The organism is Janthinobacterium sp. EB271-G4-3-2 (assembly GCF_020858035.1).
Taxonomy (GTDB): Bacteria; Pseudomonadota; Gammaproteobacteria; order Burkholderiales; family Burkholderiaceae_D; genus Janthinobacterium; species Janthinobacterium aestuarii.
The window spans coordinates 259,443-284,156 of record NZ_JACYMG010000008.1 but is presented as its reverse complement, the minus strand read 5'-3'; the positions used below and the strand labels follow the sequence as shown (position 1 = coordinate 284,156).

Genomic DNA, 24,714 nt, shown 5'->3' with positions numbered 1-24,714 from the left:
GTCAAGCTGATCAACCCGATCGCGATGGAAGAAGGTCTGCGCTTCGCTATCCGTGAAGGCGGCCGTACCGTCGGCGCTGGTGTTGTTGCAAAAATCCTGGCTTAATTCTTAAGCCTGCATAAAAGAAGACGCGTCGTCGCCCGGCGCCCTTCTTTTTATTCAACTGCCGGGGTTGGCAAGCATTTTGGTGCTATCATGTCGACCCTGACGGTTGTTGCGTCAGAAATTCCCGTATGACCTCATTGCCGTGCAAACCGCGCGGTTCGTTCTTTTAAGGAAATATCATGTCGGCACCAAACCAAAAAATCCGTATCCGCCTGAAGGCTTTCGATTACAAACTGATCGACCAGTCCGCTCTGGAAATCGTTGAAACCGCGAAGCGCACCGGCGCTGTCGTCAAAGGCCCAGTACCACTGCCTACCCGTATTCAACGTTTCGATGTGCTGCGTTCCCCGCACGTCAACAAAACTTCGCGCGATCAGTTCGAGATCCGTACGCACCAACGCCTGATGGACATCGTTGACCCAACGGACAAAACCGTTGACGCGCTGATGAAGCTGGACCTGCCAGCTGGTGTTGATGTTGAAATCAAACTGCAATAATCGTTTTTAAAAGGCCGGCGGGGTATCCCGCTGCCTGATGATGGGGCCGGGCCTGCTCACGATCGTGAGTGCGCCCGGCCCCATTGCTATTGGTGCCCGCGCACCTCTGCAAAATCGCTTTACAGTGCCGCGGCCGGCCGATAAAGTTCCCGCATGCTTAACGCCCTCGATACCCACCTGTTAAATGCCACTCCCCGTCAGCGCTTGCGCGGCTGGCCGCGCTTCCTGACCGAATTTTTGTATTTCGGCATCAAGGAGGCGAGGTCGTGCCTGTTCGTGGGGCTGTTTTTTGCCGCCGTCTTCCTGGTGCCGCGCGCCGGCCTGTTCGGCCTGCCGCGCTATGACGTGCTGCTGCTGGTGGCGCTGGCGATCCAGGGCGCAATGGTCTGGAGCGGGCTGGAGACGTGGGATGAATTGAAAGCCATCTGCCTGTTTCATGCGGTTGGCTTCGCGCTGGAGGTGTTCAAGGTGTCGGGGACGATCCAATCGTGGAGCTATCCCGACTTCGCCTACACCAAGGTGTTCGGCGTGCCCCTGTTTTCCGGCTTCATGTATGCGGCTGTCGGCAGCTACATCATTCAGACCTGGCGTCTGCTCGACATGCGGATCCGCCACCATCCACCGTACTGGATGGCGGTGCTGATCGCGCTGCTGATCTACGCCAACTTCTTCACCCATCACTACATCGGCGACTATCGCTGGTATCTGGCCGCCTGTGCGCTGGGCCTGTATGCGCGCACGACCGTGGTCTTCCGCCCGCTCGACCGCGACCGCGGCATGCCCTTGCTGCTCGGTTTCGTGCTGGTCGGCTTTTTCATCTGGCTGGCTGAAAACATCAGTACCTTCTGGGGCGTGTGGCGCTATCCGAACCAGCTTGGCGCATGGTCGGTCGTGCATGTCAGCAAATGGAGCTCATGGTCGCTGCTGGTGGTGATGACCTTCACCATTGTCGCGCACCTCAAGCACATCAAGGCCAGCATCCACGTCGCCCAGCCTTAGGCCGGGCTTCGGGACGACTTTTACAAGCTGGCCGCCACCACGTCGAAGCGCGCGCCCAGCGCCGCTTGCGGCCCACCTTGCAATTGCTTCGCGTATTGGCGCAGCACTTCCGCCGAATACGTGCGCGAGGCGGGCGACAGCTTCGGCAGCAGCGGCAGCACGCGTTCCAGATAGCCCGTGCCTTCCTGCCACTTGCCTTGCGCGGCCAGGGCGGAGGCCAGTTCCACCATGCGGCGTCCGACGCGCGCATCGCTGCGCGGCTGCGCCGCTTCTTCCGTGGCCAGGGCTTGACGGTACAACTGCTCCGCTTCCGCATTCTTGCCCTGCAAGCGCTTGATGCGGCCCAGGTTGTACTGGCGCTGCGAGAGAATGTCCGCACTGGCTCCCGCGTGTTCGGCGCTGCGCAGCGCCTGCACGCAAGCCAGTTCCGCTTCGCCAAACTGGCCTTTCAGCTCGGCGGCGTTGCAGGCATCGTGCTGTGCGTTGGAGGTGGCGGTGAGCGAGGCGGGCGTGGTGCAGGCGGCCAGCAGGCCGGCGACGTACAGGATGGTGATGGCGTGGCTTTTCATGGTCTCCTCGATAGTCAGTGAACAGGTATCTGTGTGGAGTCAAGCTGTCGCTCATCGTACATCAGTTTGCGCGCCCGCCTGGACTTTTTCTGCACGTATTCAGCGCCGCGGCGGCTAGGGCCTCAGTGCCCCAGGGGGCCGACCTTGCCGTGCAGCTTGTCACGGCGCTGGCGTCGGATCACTGCGCCAAGCAAGCATATGCCCAAACCCATCATGGCGTAGGTGTGCGGCTCCGGGACCGGTGCTGGCCACATTTGATGCTGTTTCAGATCGACACCTTGGTGTGCCATGAAGCTGATGTCATTCAACCAGACACTTCTCGTATTGCTGAAGGTGAAGGAGAAGTTCTTTTCAAGCGTCCGGCTATCCTTCCACGTGCCGAGCTTGCTGCTAAGGAAATCAAAGCTATCGGCGGATCCGGATCCGGGGTAACCGCTTCTCAGGCTAATGCTGGTGGTAGCGCTAGCGTAGTCGCCGCTCATCGGGTGGCCGAACACGCCGCCATCGACATCGATGGAAAGCGATATATGCCCTGTGAAGGTGACTGAAGTGTGCGGTGCGAGCGAGAATGCGGTGTAGAACGAGGTGCCGCTGAACGTGGCGCCCGGAACCCCGAGGAAGGCGGCCGAACTACCTCCTCCCAGGGTGCCACCGGAGCGGTAGAATTGCGCTGTGCCCCTGTTCAGGCTGATGGCGCCTTCTGCGCCGTCGAGGCCGTCGTTACGCTGCGAGAACCCGCTTTCCTCGATCTCGGGAAACTTTTCATAGGATGCGATGTAGCTCCGGCTGTCGGTATAGGTCTTCGACAGGTCGAGACGCAATGCAGGCGTAATGCCATCATTCGGTGCGAGATCCTTGAGTTTGTATTCGATATTGCTGATCGAAGCAGTGGCGCTTTTGACGGTCGGGCTGACGGGGCTGGCTGCGGCAGGTTTGGCGTGGAGAGCGGCCAGGAGAAGGAAGACGGGCAGGTAAACTCGGAGCGGGGCGTGCATAGGAATCCTTGGGCGCTGCGGTGCTGGTCGAGGAAAAAGGCAGTCAGCGATGGTCATCGCTGAAATCCTGCCTGGGAAAGACGGCGGTTTTTTATCCGTCAATGTTATTTTACATCCATAAATATCTTTTTAAGTACTCTTTTTTATAACTAATCTGATGACTATTGACTCCATTGGCCAGTGTGATTTGATCGAGGCAGCTGGCGTATGAGCAAGACCATCCTGCTGGTGGAAGATGAGCAGGCGATTGCCGACAGCATCGCCTATGCGCTGCGCACGGATGGCTTCACGCCGCAGCACGTGATGCTGGGCGAGCAGGCGCTGGCCGCGCTGCGTCCCGGCTCTGGCGGCGCCGCAGCCATGCCTGTGCTGGTGGTGCTGGACGTGGGCTTGCCCGACATGAGTGGCCTGGAGGTGTGCCGCCGTCTGCGCCAGTTTTCCGACGTGCCGGTGATCTTCCTGACGGCCCGCAGCGATGAGATCGACCGCATCGTGGGCCTGGAAATCGGTGCTGACGATTACGTCACGAAGCCGTTCTCGCCGCGCGAACTGGTGGCGCGCATCCGCGTCATCCTGCGCCGCGCGGGTGCCGCGCCAGCGCCGCGCGCGACTGGCATGATGCTAGCCGCCCCAGCCGGCGAGTCAGCGCCGGCGCCGGCGCGCTTCGAGCTGCGCGCGCTCGAAGCGCGGGTACTGTTCCACGGCCAGCCGCTGGACCTGACCCGCTATGAATACCTGTTGCTGAAAACCCTGCTCGAGCATCCGGGTCACGTGCTGTCGCGCGCGCAGCTGATGGAGCGCGTGTGGAGCGGGGCGCCCGACACGCTCGAGCGCACCGTCGACGCGCACGTGAAATCGCTGCGCGCCAAGCTGCGTGCCGTCGATGCGCAGGTCGACCCCATCCACACCCACCGTGGCCTCGGCTACAGCCTGGCCGGCGCATGAAGATCGGCCTGCGTATCCTGCTCGGCTACTTCCTCATCGTCGGGCTGGCCGCGTGGTTCTTGCTCAATGTTTTCATGGAACAGGTCAAGCCCGGCGTGCGCTCGACCCTGGAAGACACCCTGGTCGACACCTCGCAACTGCTGGCCAGTCTGGTGGCGCCCGACGTGAAGGCGGGCACGCTGGCGCAGTCGCCCGTGGCCGAACGCATGCAGGATTACGCGCGCCATGGCGTGGACGTCAATATCAATGGCGTGCGCAAGCGCACGCTTGATTACCGCATCTATATCACGGACCGGCACGGCATCGTGCTGTTCGATTCCAGCGGACGCGACGTGGGGCGCGACTATTCGCGCTGGAATGACGTATATCTGACCTTGCAGGGCAAGTATGGCGCGCGCAGCACGCGCAGCCGGCCTGACGACGAGATGTCGACCGTGATGCACGTGGCCGCGCCGATTCGCGACGGCAATGAGGTGATCGGCGTGCTGACGGTGGCCAAGCCGAACGCCAGCGTGCAAGCGTTTGTCGAGCGCAGCCAGCGCAAGATCCTGCAGCGCGGCGCCGTGCTGTTGCTGCTGTCGCTGCTGATCGGCCTGGCGTTCGCCTGGTGGCTGCACCATGCGCTGGGCAAGCTGATGGACTATATCGGCGACGTGGAAGCGGGGCGCAAGGTGGCGCTGCCGGCGCTGGGCACGAACGAGATCGGTACGCTGGGCAGGGCGCTGGAGGCGATGCGCACGCGCCTGGAAGGCAAGGAATATGTGGAGCAGCTGATGCATACCCTGGCGCATGAATTGAAAAGCCCGATCGCGGCCATCCAGGCCTCGGCCGAACTGCTGCAGGAAGACATGCCGCCGGCCGAGCGGCGCCAGTTCCTCGCCAGTATCCTGGAGCAGAATGCGCGCCAGCGGCAGCTGATCGACAAGCTGCTGGCCCTCGTGCGCGTGGAAAAGCAGCAGCGCCTCGATCACCCCGAGCGTATCGCGCTGGGGCCGCTGCTGGCGCAAGTGGCGCAGGATGGCGCGGCCACTTTGGCGGCGCGCGGCGTGCGCGTGCATCTGCAACACGACGAGGCGAGCGTGGCCGGGGACGCCCTGCTGCTGCGCCAGGCGCTGGGCAACCTGCTCGACAACGCGGCCGGCTTTGCGCCGCCGGGCAGCTGCATCGACCTGACGGCACAGCGTCACGGCAGCCAGGTGGAAATTGTCGTGCGCGACCGCGGCGAGGGGATTCCCGCGTATGCGCTTGAACGTGTCTTCGAGCGCTTTTATTCGCTGCCGCGCCCGAGCGCCGGCAAGAGCACGGGCCTGGGCCTGCCCTTCGTGCGCGAGGTGGCCTCGCTGCATGGCGGCACGGTCGAGGTGCTCAATCACGCGGAGGGCGGCGCCTGCGCGCGCCTGTGCCTGCCGCTGCTGGCTTAGCGCACTTTATTTGCCGGCTTCACACAGACTGCATCGTCAGCGCATACAGCTTTTTTACACTGGCCGCCTTACTTCAAGGATGCGCCATGCAAAAAACCCTCTTAGTCAAAGCGTTGATCGTGTTCGGCCTGATGTTGCTGATCGGCCTGCCTTTGCTGATGATTCAGGAAACGATCAAGGAGCGGATGGAATTCCGCCAGGAAGCCGTCAACAGCATCGCCGCCGATTCGGTGCGCGAACAAACCATCATCGGCCCCATTCTGGTGATTCCCTACACGGAGCAGTACGAAGAGCGCGTGGAGGTGGCCAAGGGCGATGACAAGGAAGCGAAATCGCCGGTGCGCACCGAGTTGCTGCGTCGCCTGGTGCAGCGCCGCCTGATCGTGTATCCGAACGATCTGCAGATCAGCGGCAACATCGAGACGGACCGCCGTTACCGCGGCATCCACCAGGTGCTGGTCTACAGCGGCCAGCACGCGTTCAAGGGCGACTTCACGGTGCCGGCCAGCAGCCAGCTGCCGCGCAAAACGCCGGACTCGCGCGTGACCCTCGGTGCGCCATTCGTGGCCCTGTCCATCGAGGACGTGCGCGGCATCCGCAATATTCCGAAAATCGACTGGGGCGGCCAGAAGATCGAGTTCGAGCAGGGCACCGACCTGTTTGCCTTCCGCAGCGGCCTGCATGCGCCGCTGGGCGCCATGCCGCTGGCGGCGCCGCAGCAGGTGCGCTTCAGCTTTGACCTGGGCCTCGATGGCATCGAACGCCAGCATTTCGTGCCGGTGGCGAAAAACAGCCAGATCAGCATCAAGTCGAACTGGCCCCATCCGCAGTTTGGCGGGCGCTTCCTGCCGTCGCCGAAGAATCGCCAGATCGACGCCCAGGGTTTCAATGTGGCGTGGAATATCTCGTCGCTGGCCACCAATGCGCAAACCCAGCTGAGCACCATCGAGGGCGAATTCAAGGTGCCCGACAGTGCGCCGCTGGGCCAGATCGACCGCTTCAGCGTGGGCTTCATCGAACCAGTGAACGTGTATTCGCAATCGGACCGGGCCACCAAATATGGCTTGCTGTTCGTGGCGCTGACCTTTGCCGCCTTCTTCATCTTTGAAATCCTGAAGAGTCTGCCGATCCATCCGGTCCAGTATCTGCTGGTGGGTCTGTCGCTGGTGATCTTCTTCCTGCTGCTGGTGGGCCTGGCCGAGCACATCGCCTTCCTGTCCGCCTACCTGATCGCCAGCGCCGCCTGTATCGTGCTGACCAGCTTTTACCTGGTGCACGTGCTGCATAACGCGTGGCGCGGCATCGGCTTCGGCGTGGCGCTGACCATGCTGTATGGCGCGCTGTATGGCTTGCTCAGTTCGGAAAACAATGCGCTGGTGATGGGCAGCATCCTGCTGTTCGCCGTGCTGGCGGCCATCATGGTGGCGACGCGCAAGGTGGACTGGTATCAGATTGGCAAAGGAGCGCCGCAGGAATAGGAGCGGCCCGGGCGCCATGCGCCGTAACGCTCGCAGCCAGTCCGGACGGTGATCTGTCCGGGCTGGCTTTTTATTTGGCGCGGAAAGTGCGGCATCAATAATTGGTAGTTGGTTGGTATTGTTTACGGTATTCTATTGGCATTGCTTTTTAAGTAATGGCGGGCGTCGCGGCGCCTGCCCGGGGCGGTGCGAGGATGGCGTGTCGTTCTGGTTGTTCTTCCATCTGATAAACGGAGATGAAATATGATCAAGAAGTCGATGGCTTTCCTGTTTGCGCTGGGCTTGAGCGCCTCGTATGCGTTTGCCGCTGGCGATGTCACGCAGTGCTATAGCGAGTGCGGACAAAAAGTGGCCAATTGCCGCGCGCACCTCGGCGGCAGCCCCATCTGCGAAGATCTGTACCAGCATTGCCTGATCAACTGCCAGCAATAAGCTTTTTCAAGCGTCACGCCCGGGAGGGGCAGGGCAGGGCGCGCAAGCCATTGCGCGCCCTGTGTGTTTCTGCCATTGCCCGCCAGGGCGCATGGCGCCGTGCTTTGCGCCCGTCAAGTTGGCTCGCGGCGGCATTTTTCCGGCGCGCCGACAACTCCCGCAGGGGCGTCGCGCAACACTTTGACATACCTCGTGTTAACTTGTTGCGTCAAGGGTTTTTGTGCTATATACTAGCCGGCTTCGGTATGGATTCGTCTTTTTTGAGTCCTACGTTACTTTGTAGTTAAACAAGCCCCGCCCAATCGCAGGTGGGAATGGAGAAAAAATGAGCCTAGGCCTTCTCGGTCGCAAGGTTGGTATGATGCGCATTTTCACGGATGAAGGGGATTCGATTCCTGTCACCGTGTTGGACGTATCGAACAACCGTGTTGCGCAAATCAAAACCCCTGAAACAGATGGCTACTCCGCTGTTCAGGTCGCATTCGGTCAACGTCGCGCTTCCCGCGTGACCAAAGCTGTTGCTGGTCATCACGCTAAAGCTGGCGTTGAAGCCGGTACTCTGTTGAAAGAGTTCCGTGTCGACGCTGCCAAAGCCGCTGAGCTGAAAGCTGGCGATGTTGTCGCTGCTTCCCTGTTCGAAGTCGGTCAAAAGATCGACGTGCAAGGCGTTACCATCGGTAAAGGCTATGCAGGCGTTATCAAACGTTACCACTTCGCTTCTGGCCGTGCAACGCACGGTAACTCGCGTTCGCATAACGTTCCAGGTTCCATCGGTATGGCACAAGATCCAGGTCGCGTTTTCCCTGGTAAGCGCATGACCGGTCATCTGGGTGACGTTAACCGTACGATCCAGAACCTCGTGATCGCCCGTATCGATGCCGACCGTCAGCTGTTGCTGGTCAAAGGCGCGATTCCAGGTGCGAAAAATGGCCAGGTAGTTGTCTCGCCAGCCATCAAAACCAAAGCCAAGAAGGGAGCTTAAACGATGGAACTCAAGCTTCTGAATGCGCAAGGTCAAGCCGCCTCGAACGTTGCTGCAGCCGATACGATTTTCGGCCGTGACTACAATGAAGCGCTGATCCACCAAGTCGTCATCGCTTATCAAGCGAATGCACGTAGTGGTAACCGCAAGCAAAAAGACCGTGAAGAAGTTCACCACACGACGAAAAAGCCATGGCGCCAAAAAGGTACCGGCCGCGCTCGTGCTGGTATGTCGTCGTCGCCACTGTGGCGCGGCGGTGGTCGGATTTTCCCGAACTCGCCTGACGAAAACTTCACCCACAAAGTGAACAAAAAGATGTATCGCGCAGGTATCTGCTCGATCCTGTCGCAGCTGGCTCGCGAAGAGCGCCTGATCGTCATCGACGATCTGACGATCGACGCGCCAAAAACCAAGCTGCTGTCGCAAAAATTGAACGGCCTGGGCTTTGATTCGGTTCTGATCATCACCGACGTTCTGAACGAAAACCTGGAACTGGCATCGCGCAACCTGCCTAACGTACTCGTCGTTGAGCCACGTCACGCAGACCCGATGTCCCTGGTGTTCTACAAGAAGATCCTGGTCACCAAAGCTGCATTGGCCAAGATTGAGGAGATGCTGGCATGAGCGCGATTTTGAAACATAGCGAAGAACGCTTGATGAAGGTGCTGTTGGCGCCCGTGATTTCCGAAAAGGCCACCATGGTCGCGGAAAAGAACGAGCAAATTGTATTCCGCGTACTGCCGGATGCAACCAAGCCTGAAATCAAGGCAGCGGTCGAACTGCTGTTCAAGGTTGAAGTTCTGTCCGTGCAAACTGCAAACCGCGAAGGTAAGCAAAAGCGCACCGGCAAGTTCAACGGTCGTCGTAACCATACCAAGCGTGCTTTCGTGTGCCTGAAGCCTGGCCAGGAAATCAACTTCTCCGAGGAGGCTGCATAATGGCACTCGTTAAGATGAAACCAACCTCGCCAGGCCGTCGCGGCATGGTGAAGGTGGTGAATGCCGACCTGTACAAGGGTCGTCCATTCGCTGCTCTGGTTGAAAAGAAATCCAAGACCGCTGGTCGTAACAACAACGGTCACATCACCACCCGTCATATCGGTGGTGGTCATAAGCAACACTACCGCTTGATCGACTTCAAGCGCACCAAAGATGGTATTCCAGCGAAAGTGGAACGTATCGAATACGATCCAAACCGCACCGCGAATATCGCTCTGCTGTGCTACGCCGACGGCGAACGTCACTACATCATCGCAACCAAAGGCATGGCCGTTGGCGACAGCGTGATGAACGGTTCGGAAGCACCGATCAAATCGGGTAACTGCTTGCCAATCCGTAACATCCCAGTCGGTACCGTGATGCATTGCGTTGAAATGCTGCCAGGTAAAGGTGCCCAAATGGCACGTACCGCCGGCGCTGGCGTTGTGCTGATGGCCCGTGAAGGTACCTACGCTCAAGTGCGTCTGCGCTCGGGTGAAGTACGTCGCGTGCACATCGAGTGCCGTGCAACGGTTGGTGAAGTCGGCAATGCCGAGCACAGCCTGCGTAAAATCGGTAAAGCTGGTGCGATGCGCTGGCGCGGTGTTCGTCCTACCGTTCGCGGTGTGGTCATGAACCCGGTCGATCACCCGCACGGTGGTGGTGAAGGTAAAACAGCAGCTGGTCGTCATCCAGTTTCGCCTTGGGGCCAACAGACTAAGGGTAAGAAGACACGCAGCAACAAGCGTACTACTTCCATGATCGTCTCGCGCCGCGGCAAGAAATAAGGGGTAGCACATGACACGTTCATTGAAAAAAGGGCCGTTCTGTGACGCCCACCTGGTGAAAAAAGTTGAAGCCGCGCAAGCAGCCAAAGACAAAAAGCCAATCAAAACCTGGTCGCGTCGTTCGACAATCATGCCTGACTTCATCGGCCTGACGATCGCGGTTCATAACGGCAAGCTGCACGTGCCGGTTTATGTTTCCGAAAACATGGTTGGTCACAAGCTCGGCGAATTCGCACTGACCCGTACGTTCAAGGGCCATGCAGCTGACAAAAAGGCTAAGAAATAATGGAAACTAAAGCTATCCTCAAAGGTGTGCGCCTGTCGGACCAAAAGGGCCGCCTGGTTGCTGACCTGATCCGTGGCAAGAAAGTTGACGCTGCACTCAACATCTTGCAATTCAGCCCGAAAAAAGGTGCTGCGATCATCAAACGCGTTCTGGAATCGGCAATCGCCAATGCGGAACACAATGATGGCGCGGACATCGACGAATTGTTCGTGAAAACGATCTACGTCGAAAAGGGCCCGGTCCTGAAGCGCTTCACCGCGCGTGCAAAAGGCCGTGGCGACCGTATTTCGAAACAATCCTGTCACGTTTACGTGACTGTCGGTAACTAAGGAGCCACGATGGGTCAGAAAATTCATCCAACCGGTTTCCGTCTGGCGGTCACCCGTAACTGGGCTTCGCGCTGGTATGCAGGCAACGGTAATTTCGCTGCCATGCTGAACGAAGACTTGAAAGCACGTGCTTACCTGAAAAAGAAACTGAAGAACGCATCCGTTGGCCGCATCGTTATCGAGCGCCCAGCCAAGAACGCGCGCTTCACGATCTACAGCTCGCGCCCGGGCGTGGTCATTGGTAAAAAAGGCGAAGACATCGAAGTACTGAAGTCCGCTTTGACCAAGATCATGGGCGTGCCTGTTCACGTGAACATCGAAGAAATTCGCAAGCCTGAAATCGACTCGCAACTGATCGCCGATTCGATCTCGCAGCAGCTGGAAAAACGGATCATGTTCCGCCGCGCCATGAAGCGTGCAATGCAAAATGCAATGCGCCTGGGTGCACTCGGTATCAAGATCATGTCGTCCGGCCGTCTGAACGGTATCGAAATCGCACGTAAAGAATGGTACCGCGAAGGCCGCGTGCCTCTGCATACCCTGCGCGCAGATATCGACTACGGTACCAGCGAAGCGTCGACCACCTACGGCATCATCGGTGTCAAGGTGTGGGTATACAAAGGTGACCGCGCGCCTAACGGCGATGCACCAGTCATCGATACCCCAGCTGACGAGAAGAAAAGCCGCGGCCCACGCCGTGACGATGGCAAGCCAGCTGGCCGTCCACGTCCAGCCGGTGCCGGTGCGAAACCATCCACAGCACCAGGTGCACGTGTGCGTACCGCCGCTAAACCGGCCGCCGCAGCAGCACCAGCTGAGAAAGCAGGAGAATAATCATGCTGCAACCAGCACGCAGAAAGTATCGTAAAGAGCAGAAAGGCCGTAACACCGGTATTTCGCACAGCCGCGGCACCGCCGTGTCGTTTGGCGAATTCGGTCTGAAGGCAGTTGCGCGCGGTCGTATCACTGCGCGTCAAATTGAAGCGGCGCGTCGTGCAATGACGCGTCACATCAAGCGCGGTGGCCGTATCTGGATCCGTATTTTCCCGGACAAACCGATTTCGAACAAACCGGCTGAAGTCCGTATGGGTAACGGTAAAGGTAATCCTGAGTACTACGTCGCTGAAATTCAGCCAGGCAAAGTACTGTACGAAATGGATGGCGTTGATGAAGCGCTGGCACGGGAAGCATTCCGTCTTGCCGCCGCTAAACTGCCACTGGCGACGACGTTTGTCATCCGCCAAGTCGGCCAATAATTGGAGTTGTATATGAAAGCATCTGAACTCCGCGGCAAGGACCAGCCAGCTCTGCAAAAAGAGCTGAATGACCTGTTGAAGGCACAGTTCGGCCTGCGCATGCAAATCGCTACGCAGCAGCTGAGCAACACTTCGCAGCTCAAGAAGGTACGCCGCGATATCGCGCGTGTGAAGACGGTAATGAATCTGAAGGAAGCCAAATGAACGAACCAGTGAAACAGTCGCTCAAGCGCACGCTGATCGGTAAAGTGGTTTCGGACAAGATGGACAAGACCGTTACCGTTCTGATCGAGCGCCACGTAAAACATCCTTTGTATGGCAAGATCATCATGCGCTCGAACAAGTATCACGCGCATGACGAGACCAACCAAGTCAAGGCCGGTGACACGGTCGAGATCCAGGAAGGTCGCCCGATCTCCAAAACGAAGGCATGGACGGTGACACGTGTGGTTCAAGCCGCACCAACCGTTTAAATAAAAACCACCGTTTCGGCGGTGGGTTTTAATTAGTACTTGCAGGCCCGCAAATTGTATGTAATACTTGCGGGCTTCGTTCATGTAACGCCGCAAAGTGTCTGGCCACAGACAGTAGCATTCGCGGTCAGTTGATGTATGAAGGTCATGCACCCAAACAGTGAAGCCCAGCAGGGCGGCTCTGGCGGGACCAAGACTGACCGTGGGTCTACATTGTGTGGATTCTTCGGCTTAAGTTGGGAAAGAGAATACTATGATTCAAACTGAAAGCCGGCTCGAAGTGGCTGACAATACCGGTGCCAAAGAAGTAATGTGCATCAAGGTATTGGGCGGCTCCAAGCGCCGTTATGCTGGCATTGGCGATGTGATCAAGGTAACCGTTAAGGTTGCTGCGCCACGTGGCCGTGTCAAAAAAGGTGAAATTTATAACGCCGTGGTTGTGCGCACCGCTAAAGGTGTTCGCCGCCAAGACGGTTCCCTGGTGAAGTTCGACGGCAACGCCGCCGTTCTGTTGAACGCCAAGCTGGAACCGATCGGTACCCGTATTTTTGGACCTGTCACACGCGAACTGCGTACTGAGAAGTTCATGAAAATCGTGTCCCTGGCACCGGAAGTCCTGTAAGGAGTCGTAATGGATAAGATTCGTAAAAACGACGAAGTCATCGTTCTGACCGGGAAAGACAAGGGCAAACGTGGTGTGGTACAGCAGCGTATCGATGCTGAACATATCGTGGTTGACGGCATTAACATCGCTAAAAAAGCGACTAAGCCAAACCCGATGACTGGCGTAACTGGTGGTATCGTCGATAAGACCATGCCAATTCACGTGTCCAACGTTGCATTGTTTAATGCAGCGACTGGCAAGGCAGATCGCGTGGGTTTCAAAGAAGTGGACGGCAAGAAAGTTCGCATCTTTAAATCCTCCGGCGAAGTAGTGAAGGCTTAAGAAATCATGGCACGTCTCCAAGAATTCTATAAAGAAAAAGTCGTTGCCGACCTGACCAGCAAGTTTGGTTACAAGTCGGTAATGGAAGTTCCACGCCTGACCAAGATCACCCTGAACATGGGTGTTGGTGAGGCTATCGCGGATAAAAAAGTTCTCGAGCACGCAGTTGCTGACTTGACCAAGATCGCCGGCCAGAAGCCAGTGACCACCAAGTCCCGCAAAGCGATCGCAGGCTTCAAAATCCGTGAAGGTTACCCGATCGGTACGATGGTCACCCTGCGCGGCGCTCGCATGTACGAGTTCCTGGATCGCTTCATTACCGTGGCTCTGCCGCGCGTACGCGATTTCCGTGGTGTGAACGGCCGTGCATTTGATGGTCGTGGCAACTACAACATCGGTGTCAAGGAACAGATCATTTTCCCTGAAATCGAATACGACAAGATTGACGCGTTGCGCGGTATGAATATCAGCATCACGACAACCGCTAAGACCGATGACGAAGCCAAAGCTTTGCTCGCCGCCTTTAAATTCCCTTTCAGGAACTGATCATGGCCAAACTGTCACTGATTAATCGTGAGATCAAGCGTGCTGACCTGGTGGCGAAATTCGCCCCTAAGCGCGAAGCTCTCAAGGCCATCGTCGATGACCAATCGAAATCGGAAGAAGAGCGCTACGAAGCTCGCCTGAAACTGCAGGCGCTGCCACGTAACTCGAACCCGACGCGTCAACGTAACCGTTGCGCCATCACTGGTCGTCCGCGCGGCACATTCCGTAAATTCGGTCTGGGTCGTATCAAGCTCCGTGAATTCGCCATGCGTGGTGAAATTCCGGGTATGACAAAAGCAAGCTGGTAATAGGAGAATATGCAATGAGTATGAGCGATCCTATCGCCGATATGCTGACCCGCATTCGCAATGCACAAGGCGTGCAAAAGACGACCGTGGCCATGCCATCGTCGAAAGTCAAAATTGCGATTGCCAGCGTCCTGAAGGACGAGGGTTACATTGAAGATTTCGCTGTTGCCGAAGCTGGTGGCAAAGCGGAACTGAAAATCGGTTTGAAGTATTATGTTGGCCGTCCCGTCATTGAGCGCTTGGAGCGCGTGTCCCGTCCGGGTCTGCGCGTCTACAAGGGTAAAGACGAGATCCCTGTTGTGATGAATGGCTTGGGTGTGGCGATCGTGTCGACTCCGCAAGGCGTCATGACTGACCGCAAAGCACGCGCTACCGGTGTCGGCGGCGAAGTTATTTGCTACGTGGCTTAAGGAGTTACACATGTCTCGAGTAGCTAAAATGCCTATCGTAGTGCCAGCTGGCGCCGAAGTCGCCATCTCCGCACAAGCGATCACCGTAAAAGGCCCGCTGGGCGTACTTTCCCAGGCCCTCACCGGCCAGGTCAAAGTGGAAAACAATGCAGGAACCCTGAGTTTCGACGTGGCGAACGACAGCCGCGAAGCCAATGCCATGTCCGGCACGCTGCGCGCACTGGTCAACAACATGGTTGTTGGCGTCACCAAGGGTTTCGAGAAAAAGCTGAACCTGGTAGGCGTGGGTTACAAGGCGCAAGCTCAAGGCGACAAGTTGAATCTGTCCCTGGGTTTCTCGCACCCTGTAGTGCATGACATGCCAGCTGGCGTTACCTGCGCAACACCAACCCCGACCGAGATCCTGATTAAAGGTATCGACCGTCAACAGGTTGGCCAGGTAGCCGCTGAAGTTCGTGCTTACCGCGCTCCTGAGCCTTATAAAGGCAAGGGCGTTCGCTATGCGGACGAAGTGGTTAAGCTTAAAGAAACCAAGAAGAAGTAATTAGGGGCTGACGATGGATAAGAAAGAATCACGGCTTCGCCGCGGACGCCAAACCCGCATCAAGATTGCGGAATTGAAAGTAAATCGCTTGTCGGTGCATCGCACCAACCTGCACATTTACGCTAACCTGATCAGCCCGGACGCTAAAGTCCTGGTTTCGGCCTCGACGGCTGAAGCGGAAGTTCGCGCTGAACTGGCAGGCCAATCCGGCAAAGGCGGCAATGCCGCTGCTGCAGCCTTGATCGGCAAGCGCGTCGCTGAAAAAGCGTTGAAAGCAGGGATTACCGAAGTTGCGTTTGACCGCTCCGGTTTCCGTTACCACGGCCGTGTGAAAGCGTTGGCAGAAGCCGCACGCGAAGCCGGTCTGAAGTTCTAAGGATCAATCATGGCAAAAATGCAAGCAAAAATGCAAAGCGACAAGCCGGATGATGGCATGCGCGAAAAAATGATCGCGATCAACCGCGTGACCAAAGTGGTCAAGGGTGGTCGTATCATGGGTTTCGCCGCGCTGACCGTAGTTGGTGATGGCGATGGCCGCGTCGGCATGGGCAAGGGCAAATCGAAAGAAGTGCCAGTTGGCGTGCAGAAGGCAATGGAAGAAGCCCGTCGCAACCTGATCAAAGTACCGCTCAAAAACGGCACCTTGCATCACACGGTTGTTGGTCGTCACGGCGCCTCCAAGGTCCTGATGAACCCAGCTAAGCCTGGTACTGGCGTTATCGCTGGTGGCGCAATGCGCGCTATCTTCGAAGTGATGGGCGTGACGGACGTGGTGGCGAAATCCACCGGTTCGAACAACCCATACAACCTGGTACGCGCTACGCTGGACGGCCTGTCGAAAATGAGCACTGCTTCCGATATCGCTGCCAAACGCGGCAAGTCGGTCGAAGACATTCTGGCTTAAGGTGGACAAAATGACAAACACAGTCAAAGTGCAATTGGTCAAGGGCTTGATCGGTACGCGCGAATCGCATCGCGCTACCGTGCGCGGTCTGGGTCTGCGTCGTGTAAATTCGGTTTCCGAATTGCAAGACACCCCATCCGTACGCGGCATGATCAATAAAGTATCGTATCTCGTTAAAGTTGTCGGGTAAGCCTTCGGGCTTACACGAACGGAGCAAATCATGGAATTGAATACTATTGCACCAGCCGAAGGCGCTAAGCACTACAAGCGTCGCGTCGGTCGCGGTATCGGCTCCGGCCTGGGTAAAACCTCGGGTCGTGGTCACAAAGGTCAGAAATCGCGTTCGGGCGGCTTTCATAAAGTCGGTTTCGAAGGCGGTCAGATGCCTCTGCAACGCCGTCTGCCTAAGCGCGGTTTCAAATCGATGCACGCAACCTTCAAAGCTGAAGTGCGCCTGTCCGATCTGAACAACCTGGCTGTTGGCGATGTCGACATTCTGGTCTTGAAGCAAGCTGGCGTTCTGGGCGTGTTGGCCCGTGACGTGCGCGTGATCTTGTCCGGCGAAATCACCAAAGCGGTGAATTTGAAGGGCTTGAAAGTGTCCGCTGGCGCGAAAGCAGCCATCGAAGCAGCCGGCGGCTCGGTAGCCTGAGTTGACCGCTAACAGCTTGATCGGAGCGAAAATTGGCGACTAATCCACAACTTGCTAAAAGTGCAGCGGCCGGTTTCCCTTGGGGACGGCTCTGGTTTTTGCTTGGCGCATTGGTGGTTTATCGTATCGGTGCTCACGTCCCGGTTCCCGGGATTGACCCGACACAATTAGCCTCGCTGTTCAAGGAGCACGAAGGCGGCGTCCTGGGCATGTTCAACATGTTCTCGGGCGGTGCCTTGTCTCGTTTTACAGTGTTTGCGCTGGGTATCATGCCTTATATCTCGGCCTCGATCATCATGCAATTGCTGTCGATCGTGTCACCGCAGATGGAAGCGTTGAAAAAAGAAGGCGAAGCAGGTCGTCGCAAGATCACCCAGTACACCCGGTATTTCACGGTTGCCCTGGCACTGTTCCAAGCGTTAGGCATTGCAGTCGCACTGGAGTCGCAAGCTGGTCTGGTGTTGGAACCTGGTCTTGCATTCCGCTTCGTGACGGTCGTCACTTTGTTGACCGGAACAATGTTTTTGATGTGGTTGGGTGAGCAAATTACCGAGCGTGGCTTGGGGAATGGCATCTCGATCATCATTTTTGCCGGGATTGCAGCAGGTCTGCCGTCGGCATTGGGTGGCTTGTTCACTCAGGTGTCGAATGGTTCGATCGGCAGCTTCAGCGCGATTTTCATCGTGATCCTGGTAGCACTGGTAACGTACTTCGTTGTATTCGTCGAACGTGGTCAGCGCAAAATATTGGTCAATTACGCGAAGCGCCAGGTAGGCAACAAGATTTATGGCGGTCAAACCAGCCATTTGCCGTTGAAGCTGAACATGGCCGGCGTGATCCCGCCGATCTTTGCTTCTTCGATCATCTTGTTCCCGGCCACTATCGTGGACTGGTTTTCAAAGGGCGCCGACAACGCTAACCCTGCGGTGCGGTTCTTGAAAGATTTGGCAGCATCGATGGGGCCTGGTGAGCCTATCCATGCGCTGTTGTACGCAGTGGCGATCGTGTTTTTCTGTTTCTTCTATACAGCGCTGGTCTTTAACAGCAAGGAAACAGCGGATAACTTGAAGAAAAGCGGTGCGTTCATTCCCGGGATTCGTCCAGGCGAGCAGACAGCCCGTTACATCGACAAGATCCTGACACGCTTGACACTTGCCGGCGCAGTCTACATCACCCTGGTGTGTTTATTGCCGGAATTTATGCAAGCCCAGTGGAAAGTACCATTCTATTTCGGCGGTACTTCTTTATTGATTATTGTAGTTGTCACCATGGATTTCATGGCGCAAGTACAGAACTACGTGATGTCGCAGCAATATGATTCACTGCTGCGCAAAGCAAATTTCAAGGGCGGAATTCCGACGCGTTAAGCGCGGTAAACATACCGAATGGCAAAAGACGACGTCATACAGATGCAGGGCGAGATTCTTGAGAATCTCCCAAATGCAACATTTCGAGTGAAGCTGGAGAACGGACACGTGGTGCTCGGGCATATTTCAGGTAAAATGCGGATGAACTATATTCGCATTCTCCCTGGAGACAAGGTGACGGTGGAGTTAACGCCGTACGACCTGAGCCGAGCCCGCATTGTGTTCCGTACCAAGTAACACACTGAATCAAACCAAAGAAGCGAAAGAAAGAGCCCAAAAATGAAAGTTCTCGCATCAGTCAAGCGGATCTGCCGCAACTGCAAGATCATCAAGCGCAAAGGCGTAGTCCGCGTTATCTGCGTGGAACCACGTCACAAGCAGCGTCAAGGTTAATCGAGGAATAACAAATGGCACGTATTGCAGGGGTTAATATCCCAAATCATCAGCATACCGTTATCGGCCTGACGGCCATCTACGGTGTGGGCCGTCCACGCGCAGAGAAAATCTGTGCATCGACCGGTGTAGCAACCAACAAAAAGATCAAAGATCTGGATGACAGCGAACTGGAAAAGCTGCGCGATGAAGTAGGTAAATTCATCGTCGAAGGCGATCTGCGTCGTGAACTGTCCATGAACATCAAGCGTTTGATGGATCTGGGTTGCTACCGCGGCATGCGTCATCGTAAGGGTCTGCCTTGCCGTGGCCAGCGTACGCGTACGAACGCACGTACCCGCAAGGGACCGCGTAAAGCCGCTCAATCGCTGAAAAAATAATCCGCTAGGGAATAATTATGGCTAAGTCGCAAAATAACGCCGCATCAGCACGCGTGCGTAAAAAAGTTAAAAAGAACGTCGCTGAAGGCATCGCACATGTCCACGCATCGTTCAATAACACCATCATTACCATCACCGATCGTCAAGGCAATGCCTTGTCGTGGGCTACCTCCGGCGGTGCAGGCTTCAAGGGTTCGCGTAAATCGACCCCATTCGCAGCGCAGGTCGCCGCGGAAGCCGCTGGTAAAGTGGCTGTTGAGTGTGGCGTGAAGAACCTGGAAGTACGTATCAAGGGCCCAGGTCCTGGTCGTGAATCCGCCGTTCGCGCGCTGAACAACCTGGGCATCAAGATCACCGAGATCCAGGACGTGACGCCGGTACCGCACAACGGTTGCCGTCCACCGAAACGTCGTCGTATCTAAGATAGTGTTGCAGAGGGCGCTTCGGCGCCAGCTGCTTTGCTGTCTGTTGTAACTCAGTACAGTTGTGTGAAAACGCTGGAGCAGGGAGCCGGAAACGGTTATACTGCCCGGCTGTTCTTGCCTGTCAAATTCTGTTTGGCGGGTTTTTCGTTTTCAGCCACCGTCTGATTGAAACCAAATCAGACTAGCGCCTAACCGCATCAGTGTGTTTGATCATGCATGTGGCTGGGGCGTTATCATTTAAAAAAAGGAAGTATCGTGGCACGTTATATCGGACCTAAAGCAAAACTTTCCCGCCGTGAAGGTACAGACCTGTTCCTGAAGAGCGCCCGTCGCTCGCTGGACAGCAAGTGCAAACTGGACGTCAAGCCAGGCCAGCACGGTGTCAAATCCGGCGCCCGCACCTCGGACTACGGTAACCAACTGCGCGAAAAGCAAAAAGTCAAGCGCATGTACGGCGTGCTGGAACGTCAATTCCGCCGCTACTTCGCTGAAGCAGACCGTCGTAAAGGCAACACCGGCGAAACGCTGTTGAAGTTGCTGGAAACGCGTCTGGACAACGTTTGCTACCGCATGGGCTTTGGCTCGACCCGCGCTGAAGCGCGTCAATTGGTCAGCCACAAAGCGTTCACCGTGAACGGTATCGTTGTGAACATCGCTTCGTACGCAGTCAAAGTTGGCGACATCGTTGCTGTTCGTGAAAAATCGAAAAAGCAAGTGCGTATCGTTGAAGCACTGTCGCTGGCTGAACAAGTTGGTATGCCTAGCTGGGTTTCGGTTGATGCCAAGAAAATGGAAGGTACCTTCAAGTCCCTGCCAGAGCGTAACGAAATCGCTAACGACGTCAACGAATCGCTGATCGTCGAGCTGTACTCGCGTTAATAGCAGTCAGTAGCAAGATCTCCGCCCACTTTGCTTTTGTAAAGTGGGCGTTTCACTAATGCCATCAGCCTTATCGGTGTAATGAGCCGAGGGTATTGAAAAGGACATTTCATGCAAAACAGTTTGTTGAAGCCACGTATTATCGATGTTGAAGCTCTCGGTGCAGGTCACGCCAAAGTCGTGATGGAACCGTTCGAGCGCGGCTATGGCCACACATTGGGTAACGCGTTGCGCCGCGTTCTGCTGTCGTCGATGGTGGGCTACGCGCCGACCGAAGTGACGATCGCCGGCGTCGTCCACGAATACTCCTCCCTCGATGGCGTGCAAGAAGACGTCGTCGATCTGTTGCTGAACTTGAAGGGTGTGGTTTTCAAAGTCCACAACCGCGATTCGGTAACCCTGACCCTGAAAAAAGAAGGCGAAGGCGCGATCCTGGCCTCCGACATCGACCTGCCGCATGACGTCGAACTGATCAACCCTGACCACGTGATCGCCCACCTGACCGCTGGTGGCAAGCTGGACATGCAGATCAAGGTTGAAAAAGGCCGCGGCTACGTTCCTGGTAACGTGCGTCGCCTGTCGGAAGACACGAACAAGACCATCGGCCGCATCATCCTGGATGCGTCGTTCTCGCCAGTGCGCCGTGTATCGTACTTCGTTGAATCGGCCCGCGTTGAACAGCGTACCGACCTGGACAAGCTGATCATCAACATCGAAACCAACGGCGTGATCTCGCCGGAAGAAGCGATCCGCCAGTCGGCCCGCGTTCTGGTGGACCAGTTGAATGTGTTTGCTGCCCTGGAAGGCACGGAAGCCGCCGCCGAAGCGCCATCGCGCGCTCCGCTGGTCGATCCTATCTTGTTGCGTCCAGTCGACGACCTGGAGTTGACCGTGCGTTCGGCGAACTGCCTGAAAGCGGAAAACATCTACTACATCGGCGACCTGATCCAACGTTCGGAAAACGAACTGTTGAAAACGCCAAATCTGGGCCGCAAGTCCCTGAACGAAATCAAGGAAGTGCTGGCATCGCGCGGCTTGACGTTGGGCATGAAGCTGGAAAACTGGCCGCCTGCCGGCCTGGAAAAGTAATTCGAAGTTTGTAGCAAACTGCCTGGGACAGGTGTCCCAGGCTTTTATTTTTGAAGTACCAAACCGGTCCGCGATGAAACCCTGGTTTCATTGATCGAAGAACTGGATTTAAACTCACTACCGAAAGGATTTACCATGCGTCACGGTCACGGCCTCCGTAAACTGAATCGTACCTCGTCCCACCGTCTGGCAATGCTGCGCAACATGACAGTATCGCTGCTGCGTCACGAAGCGATCAAAACCACCCTGCCAAAAGCAAAAGAACTGCGCCGCGTTGTCGAGCCAATTCTGACCCTGGGCAAAACCGACTCCCTGGCAAACAAGCGTCTGGCCTTCAACCGCCTGCGCGACCGTGAAATGGTCGTCAAACTGTTCGCTGAACTGGGCCCACGTTTCGCCAACCGTAACGGTGGTTATGTGCGTATCCTGAAAATGGGTTTCCGCGTCGGCGATAACGCTCCTATGGCGTTCGTTGAACTGATGGATCGTCCAGATACGACCGAAGCAGTTGAAGTTGCTGGCGAGTAATCCCAGTAGCCGCTTCAAGAAAAGCCAGGCCTAGCCTGGCTTTTTTGTTTTCTGCTGCAGCTATCCTTGCTGCGGTGTACTATTCTTCTTTCGCGCCGGCCCTGCAGCCACTGCACGCCCCGCGCGTCTCTTGTTGAATGGCACAGCTGATGCCGCAGAAAAAGGTCGTTCATGTCCCGTTTCCCCTCCAGCGCCACCGCGCGCGCCGCCCCCTTACGTCAACTGTTGCTGTGGTTTGCCACCTGTTTGCTGCTGGCCATGGCCGTCTTTGGCGCCAATCATGCCCGTGCCGACGATGAATTCCTCGATCCCGAGCTGGCCTTCAAGTTTTCCGCCCGCATGCAGGATCCGTCCACCATCGCCGTCACCTATGTGATCGCCGATGGCTACTATATGTACCATGAGCGCTTCAAGTTCGAGGCCGTGGGCGCCAAGCTGGGCACGCCCGTGTATCCGGCTGGCAAGGTCAAGTTTGACGATACTTTCCAGAAGAATGTGGAAACGTTCCGCAAGACGCTCACCATCACGATTCCCGTGGAAGCGGCCGGCGCGTTCACCTTGAAGGCCACGGGCCAGGGCTGCTCCGACAAGGGCTTGTGTTATGCGCCGCAGGACGCCACGGCCCAGCTGGTGGGCGGTGGCGGCGGCCAGAGCATGGCGCCCGGCGCGGGCCTGCCGTCGAAATTCGCCTTGCCGGCAGCGCCCGCCGTCGACACGGCGGCCGTCAATGGTCCGCAGGCGCAAGCGTCGCCTGGCGTGTCCGTGATGAGCATTCCCCAGGCGGACATCACCAGCACGCCCGAGCCGGTCGCGGCGGCCCCCGTGGCGGCAAGCGCCGCGCCCGCGCAAAGCGAAATGGGCAAGATCGAAGCTGCACTGAAGGGCGGCAAGCTGCTCGTCATCGTGCCCCTGTTCATGTTGCTGGGCCTGGGCCTGGCCTTTACGCCGTGCGTGCTGCCGATGGTGCCGATCTTGTCGTCGATCATCATCGGCGATGGCGCCAAGGTCAGCCGCTCGCGCGGCTTGCTGCTTTCGCTGACCTACGCGCTGGGCATGGCCATCGTCTACACGGCGCTGGGCGTGGCGGCCGGCCTGGCGGGCGAAGGCCTGGCGGCGCAACTGCAAAACCCGTGGGTGCTTGGTTTCTTTGCCTTGCTGATGGCGGGCCTGGCCCTGTCGATGTTCGGTTTTTATGAGTTGCAAGTGCCGGCTTTCCTGCAAGGCAAGCTGACGTCCGTGTCGAACCAGCAATCGTCGGGCCGCCTGGCGGGCGTATTCGTCATGGGTGCCATTTCCGCCCTGATCGTGGGCCCATGTGTGGCCGCGCCGCTGGCCGGCGCCTTGCTGTACATCAGCCAGACGCGCGACGTCGTCATCGGCGGCAGCGCTCTGTTCGCCATGGCGGTGGGCATGAGCGTGCCGCTGCTGCTGGTGGGCGTGTCGGCCGGCACCTTGTTGCCGCGCGCCGGCGCGTGGATGGATGCCGTCAAGCGCTTCTTTGGCGTGCTGCAGCTGGGCGTGGCCTGGTGGCTGGTCTCGCCCGTGTTGCCGGGCGCCGTGCAGATGCTGGGCTGGACGGTCTTGTTCGTCGGCTACGGCATGTATCTGCTGGTGGGCAAGAGCGGCGCGAAGAACGCCTGGGTGGCCAAGGCCTTCGGCCTCGTGTTCGCCGTGCTGGGTGCGATGCAGCTGGTGGGCGTGGCCAGCGGTGGCCGCGACCCGCTGGCGCCGCTGGCGCATCTCGGTGGCGGCCAGGTACACGCGCAACCATTTACGCGTGTAAAGACCGTGGCGCAGCTCGATGCGGCGCTGGCCCAGCTGGGTGGCAAGCCGGCCTTGCTGGACTTTTATGCCGACTGGTGCGTGTCGTGCATCGAGATGGAAAAACTGACCTTCGTCGACCCCGCCGTGCGCGAGAAGATGGGGCAAGCCGTGCTGCTGCAAGTGGACGTGACGGCCAATGATGCGGACGACAAGGCCATGCTGAAACGTTTTCAGCTGTTCGGCCCGCCGGGCATCATCATGTTCAACCCGCAGGGACAGGAAATCGCCCAGTCGCGCGTGATCGGCTTCCAGAACGCGGCCACTTTCCTGACCTCGTTGCGCAAGCTAGAGCAGTAGGAGGGGCAGGTCGGGTAGGTCGGGTCAGCCCGTCAGGGCGTAACCCGACACCACCACATACATCAACGATGTTGTCGGATTACGCGGCGTTGCCGCTAATCCGACCTACGTTCAGCCTGCTTTATGGTGCGCGCCATGACCTCGGTGGTGGCCGCGCATTCCTCCATCTTTGCCGCCAGGCACACTGTCGTCAAACACTTTCTTTTGCTCCGGCGTCAGCACGGCGTAGAAGGTTTTCAGCGAGGCCAGGCGGCTTTCCTGGTCGGCGATGCGTTCCTTTGACATGGCGATCCATTGTTCCATGCGTTCCGGCGCCGACAGCTTGGCCATCGCTTCGCGCTTGGCTTTCCAGTCTCCCATCGGCTTTTTCGGTGCGTTGGCGGCCGTGAACGTGGCCCAGGCCGGTTCCTGGGCGGCCGTCAGCTTCAGCTTGTCGTGCAGGCGGGCCTGGTACTTGGCCATGCGTTCGGCGGGATTGCCTCCGCGGTGCTGGCCGCGCTGGCCTTCATGTTGCATCTTGGTGCTGGCCGCAGGCGCGCTGGCGGCCGCTTCCTGGGCGTGAACGGTCAGCGATGCCGCACCCATGCCGAGTACGCTCATGGCGATGATCAAATTCTTGCGTAAAGTCTTCATTGAGGCGTTCATCTGGATTCCTTTGTAAAGTGAGGGATGTACATGTTGCTGCACATG

At 57.5% G+C, this 24,714-nt stretch carries 38 protein-coding genes and 1 pseudogene; 36 read left to right on the top strand and 3 right to left on the bottom strand.

Going from position 1 to position 24,714, the window contains the following annotated elements; translation table 11 throughout:
• From IGS55_RS18545 to IGS55_RS18535, 3 genes and pseudogenes are all read left to right on the top strand, one after another.
• Positions 1-105 (top strand): annotated as a pseudogene (locus tag IGS55_RS18545) (elongation factor Tu); the annotation flags it as partial.
• Between the two features lie 179 nt (positions 106-284).
• Positions 285-602 carry a 30S ribosomal protein S10 gene (gene rpsJ, locus IGS55_RS18540; protein ID WP_010394389.1) on the top strand — a complete coding sequence of 106 codons (318 nt, stop codon included), beginning with the start codon at positions 285-287 and terminating at the stop codon, positions 600-602.
• Between the two features lie 153 nt (positions 603-755).
• On the top strand, positions 756-1,601 hold the full coding sequence (locus tag IGS55_RS18535; RefSeq protein WP_230516791.1) for a DUF817 domain-containing protein: 846 nt from the start codon (positions 756-758) through the stop codon (positions 1,599-1,601).
• A gap of 20 nt (positions 1,602-1,621) precedes the next feature.
• Here the strand turns inward: IGS55_RS18535 and IGS55_RS18530 are convergent, their stop codons facing one another.
• Both IGS55_RS18530 and IGS55_RS18525 read right to left on the bottom strand, forming a co-directional pair.
• A complete protein-coding gene (locus IGS55_RS18530; RefSeq protein ID WP_230516790.1) occupies positions 1,622-2,170 on the bottom strand; it encodes a tetratricopeptide repeat protein in 549 nt (182 codons plus the stop codon).
• Between the two features lie 122 nt (positions 2,171-2,292).
• A complete protein-coding gene (locus tag IGS55_RS18525; RefSeq protein WP_230516789.1) occupies positions 2,293-3,165 on the bottom strand; it encodes a PEP-CTERM sorting domain-containing protein in 873 nt (290 codons plus the stop codon).
• Between the two features lie 207 nt (positions 3,166-3,372).
• Here IGS55_RS18525 and creB point away from each other — a divergent pair, with 207 nt between their 5' ends.
• The 33 genes from creB to dsbD all read left to right on the top strand — a co-directional run bounded on the left by creB (position 3,373) and on the right by dsbD (position 24,024).
• Positions 3,373-4,110 (top strand): two-component system response regulator CreB, encoded by a 738-nt coding sequence (gene creB, locus IGS55_RS18520; RefSeq protein WP_230516788.1) that lies wholly within the window; start codon positions 3,373-3,375, stop codon positions 4,108-4,110.
• The gene (gene creC, locus IGS55_RS18515) at positions 4,107-5,531 is read left to right on the top strand and encodes a two-component system sensor histidine kinase CreC (RefSeq protein ID WP_230516787.1); all 1,425 of its coding nucleotides are present in this window, start codon (positions 4,107-4,109) and stop codon (positions 5,529-5,531) included. The genes creB and creC overlap by 4 nt, the downstream gene beginning before the upstream one ends.
• An 86-nt stretch (positions 5,532-5,617) precedes the next feature.
• Complete coding sequence (gene creD, locus IGS55_RS18510; protein WP_230516786.1) at positions 5,618-7,009, top strand: cell envelope integrity protein CreD; 1,392 nt, start codon at positions 5,618-5,620, stop codon at positions 7,007-7,009.
• 243 nt (positions 7,010-7,252) lie between these two features.
• Complete coding sequence (locus IGS55_RS18505; protein ID WP_034753196.1) at positions 7,253-7,441, top strand: hypothetical protein; 189 nt, start codon at positions 7,253-7,255, stop codon at positions 7,439-7,441.
• Positions 7,442-7,766: 325 nt separating this feature from the next.
• Positions 7,767-8,423: a 50S ribosomal protein L3 gene (gene rplC / locus IGS55_RS18500; RefSeq protein ID WP_010394393.1), complete on the top strand. Its 657-nt coding sequence runs from the start codon at positions 7,767-7,769 to the stop codon at positions 8,421-8,423.
• 3 nt (positions 8,424-8,426) lie between these two features.
• Complete coding sequence (rplD, locus tag IGS55_RS18495) at positions 8,427-9,047, top strand: 50S ribosomal protein L4 (RefSeq protein WP_034753197.1); 621 nt, start codon at positions 8,427-8,429, stop codon at positions 9,045-9,047.
• Positions 9,044-9,361 carry a 50S ribosomal protein L23 gene (rplW, locus tag IGS55_RS18490; RefSeq protein ID WP_010394398.1) on the top strand — a complete coding sequence of 106 codons (318 nt, stop codon included), beginning with the start codon at positions 9,044-9,046 and terminating at the stop codon, positions 9,359-9,361. Before rplD ends, rplW begins: the two co-directional genes overlap by 4 nt.
• On the top strand, positions 9,361-10,188 hold the full coding sequence (gene rplB, locus IGS55_RS18485) for a 50S ribosomal protein L2 (RefSeq protein WP_034753198.1): 828 nt from the start codon (positions 9,361-9,363) through the stop codon (positions 10,186-10,188). Before rplW ends, rplB begins: the two co-directional genes overlap by 1 nt.
• Positions 10,189-10,198: 10 nt before the next feature.
• Entirely contained in the window at positions 10,199-10,474 is a 276-nt protein-coding gene (gene rpsS / locus IGS55_RS18480; RefSeq protein WP_008444295.1) for a 30S ribosomal protein S19, read from the top strand.
• Entirely contained in the window at positions 10,471-10,803 is a 333-nt protein-coding gene (rplV, locus tag IGS55_RS18475; protein ID WP_170840583.1) for a 50S ribosomal protein L22, read from the top strand. Before rpsS ends, rplV begins: the two co-directional genes overlap by 4 nt.
• 9 nt (positions 10,804-10,812) lie before the next feature.
• Positions 10,813-11,637 carry a 30S ribosomal protein S3 gene (rpsC, locus tag IGS55_RS18470; protein ID WP_092718261.1) on the top strand — a complete coding sequence of 275 codons (825 nt, stop codon included), beginning with the start codon at positions 10,813-10,815 and terminating at the stop codon, positions 11,635-11,637.
• Positions 11,638-11,639: 2 nt separating this feature from the next.
• Positions 11,640-12,059, top strand: coding sequence for a 50S ribosomal protein L16 (gene rplP, locus IGS55_RS18465; RefSeq protein WP_034753201.1), 420 nt, complete (start codon positions 11,640-11,642; stop codon positions 12,057-12,059).
• Between the two features lie 12 nt (positions 12,060-12,071).
• Positions 12,072-12,263, top strand: coding sequence for a 50S ribosomal protein L29 (gene rpmC, locus IGS55_RS18460; protein WP_010394412.1), 192 nt, complete (start codon positions 12,072-12,074; stop codon positions 12,261-12,263).
• The gene (rpsQ, locus tag IGS55_RS18455; protein ID WP_010394415.1) at positions 12,260-12,532 is read left to right on the top strand and encodes a 30S ribosomal protein S17; all 273 of its coding nucleotides are present in this window, start codon (positions 12,260-12,262) and stop codon (positions 12,530-12,532) included. Before rpmC ends, rpsQ begins: the two co-directional genes overlap by 4 nt.
• A gap of 253 nt (positions 12,533-12,785) precedes the next feature.
• Positions 12,786-13,154, top strand: coding sequence for a 50S ribosomal protein L14 (gene rplN / locus IGS55_RS18450; RefSeq protein WP_008444317.1), 369 nt, complete (start codon positions 12,786-12,788; stop codon positions 13,152-13,154).
• Positions 13,155-13,163: 9 nt separating this feature from the next.
• Positions 13,164-13,478: a 50S ribosomal protein L24 gene (rplX, locus tag IGS55_RS18445; protein WP_034753204.1), complete on the top strand. Its 315-nt coding sequence runs from the start codon at positions 13,164-13,166 to the stop codon at positions 13,476-13,478.
• 6 nt (positions 13,479-13,484) lie between these two features.
• Entirely contained in the window at positions 13,485-14,024 is a 540-nt protein-coding gene (gene rplE, locus IGS55_RS18440) for a 50S ribosomal protein L5 (protein ID WP_010394421.1), read from the top strand.
• 2 nt (positions 14,025-14,026) lie between these two features.
• On the top strand, positions 14,027-14,332 hold the full coding sequence (gene rpsN, locus IGS55_RS18435; protein WP_010394423.1) for a 30S ribosomal protein S14: 306 nt from the start codon (positions 14,027-14,029) through the stop codon (positions 14,330-14,332).
• Between the two features lie 14 nt (positions 14,333-14,346).
• The gene (gene rpsH / locus IGS55_RS18430) at positions 14,347-14,742 is read left to right on the top strand and encodes a 30S ribosomal protein S8 (RefSeq protein ID WP_034753208.1); all 396 of its coding nucleotides are present in this window, start codon (positions 14,347-14,349) and stop codon (positions 14,740-14,742) included.
• Between the two features lie 10 nt (positions 14,743-14,752).
• Positions 14,753-15,286 carry a 50S ribosomal protein L6 gene (rplF, locus tag IGS55_RS18425; protein ID WP_034778281.1) on the top strand — a complete coding sequence of 178 codons (534 nt, stop codon included), beginning with the start codon at positions 14,753-14,755 and terminating at the stop codon, positions 15,284-15,286.
• A 13-nt stretch (positions 15,287-15,299) separates the two neighbouring features.
• Positions 15,300-15,662 carry a 50S ribosomal protein L18 gene (gene rplR / locus IGS55_RS18420; protein WP_010394431.1) on the top strand — a complete coding sequence of 121 codons (363 nt, stop codon included), beginning with the start codon at positions 15,300-15,302 and terminating at the stop codon, positions 15,660-15,662.
• Positions 15,663-15,671: 9 nt separating this feature from the next.
• On the top strand, positions 15,672-16,190 hold the full coding sequence (gene rpsE, locus IGS55_RS18415) for a 30S ribosomal protein S5 (RefSeq protein ID WP_010394433.1): 519 nt from the start codon (positions 15,672-15,674) through the stop codon (positions 16,188-16,190).
• Positions 16,191-16,200: 10 nt separating this feature from the next.
• Entirely contained in the window at positions 16,201-16,380 is a 180-nt protein-coding gene (rpmD, locus tag IGS55_RS18410) for a 50S ribosomal protein L30 (RefSeq protein ID WP_010394435.1), read from the top strand.
• Positions 16,381-16,410: 30 nt separating this feature from the next.
• Complete coding sequence (gene rplO / locus IGS55_RS18405; protein WP_034753211.1) at positions 16,411-16,842, top strand: 50S ribosomal protein L15; 432 nt, start codon at positions 16,411-16,413, stop codon at positions 16,840-16,842.
• A gap of 32 nt (positions 16,843-16,874) precedes the next feature.
• The gene (gene secY / locus IGS55_RS18400) at positions 16,875-18,209 is read left to right on the top strand and encodes a preprotein translocase subunit SecY (protein ID WP_010394438.1); all 1,335 of its coding nucleotides are present in this window, start codon (positions 16,875-16,877) and stop codon (positions 18,207-18,209) included.
• Between the two features lie 18 nt (positions 18,210-18,227).
• Entirely contained in the window at positions 18,228-18,446 is a 219-nt protein-coding gene (infA, locus tag IGS55_RS18395) for a translation initiation factor IF-1 (RefSeq protein WP_005663428.1), read from the top strand.
• Positions 18,447-18,488: 42 nt separating this feature from the next.
• Positions 18,489-18,602 (top strand): 50S ribosomal protein L36, encoded by a 114-nt coding sequence (rpmJ, locus tag IGS55_RS18390; protein WP_010394471.1) that lies wholly within the window; start codon positions 18,489-18,491, stop codon positions 18,600-18,602.
• Between the two features lie 14 nt (positions 18,603-18,616).
• Positions 18,617-18,982: a 30S ribosomal protein S13 gene (gene rpsM, locus IGS55_RS18385; RefSeq protein WP_046681666.1), complete on the top strand. Its 366-nt coding sequence runs from the start codon at positions 18,617-18,619 to the stop codon at positions 18,980-18,982.
• A gap of 17 nt (positions 18,983-18,999) precedes the next feature.
• A complete protein-coding gene (gene rpsK / locus IGS55_RS18380) occupies positions 19,000-19,404 on the top strand; it encodes a 30S ribosomal protein S11 (RefSeq protein ID WP_010394475.1) in 405 nt (134 codons plus the stop codon).
• 258 nt (positions 19,405-19,662) lie between these two features.
• Positions 19,663-20,286: a 30S ribosomal protein S4 gene (gene rpsD, locus IGS55_RS18375; protein ID WP_010394478.1), complete on the top strand. Its 624-nt coding sequence runs from the start codon at positions 19,663-19,665 to the stop codon at positions 20,284-20,286.
• 111 nt (positions 20,287-20,397) lie between these two features.
• The gene (locus tag IGS55_RS18370) at positions 20,398-21,375 is read left to right on the top strand and encodes a DNA-directed RNA polymerase subunit alpha (RefSeq protein WP_008444343.1); all 978 of its coding nucleotides are present in this window, start codon (positions 20,398-20,400) and stop codon (positions 21,373-21,375) included.
• Between the two features lie 135 nt (positions 21,376-21,510).
• Positions 21,511-21,903 (top strand): 50S ribosomal protein L17, encoded by a 393-nt coding sequence (gene rplQ / locus IGS55_RS18365; protein WP_034753219.1) that lies wholly within the window; start codon positions 21,511-21,513, stop codon positions 21,901-21,903.
• Between the two features lie 171 nt (positions 21,904-22,074).
• On the top strand, positions 22,075-24,024 hold the full coding sequence (gene dsbD / locus IGS55_RS18360; protein ID WP_230516785.1) for a protein-disulfide reductase DsbD: 1,950 nt from the start codon (positions 22,075-22,077) through the stop codon (positions 24,022-24,024).
• A 111-nt stretch (positions 24,025-24,135) separates the two neighbouring features.
• Here the strand turns inward: dsbD and IGS55_RS18355 are convergent, their stop codons facing one another.
• Positions 24,136-24,669, bottom strand: a complete 534-nt coding sequence (locus IGS55_RS18355) for a Spy/CpxP family protein refolding chaperone (RefSeq protein ID WP_161781502.1) — start codon at positions 24,667-24,669, stop codon at positions 24,136-24,138.
• Between the last annotated feature and the right edge of the window lie 45 nt (positions 24,670-24,714).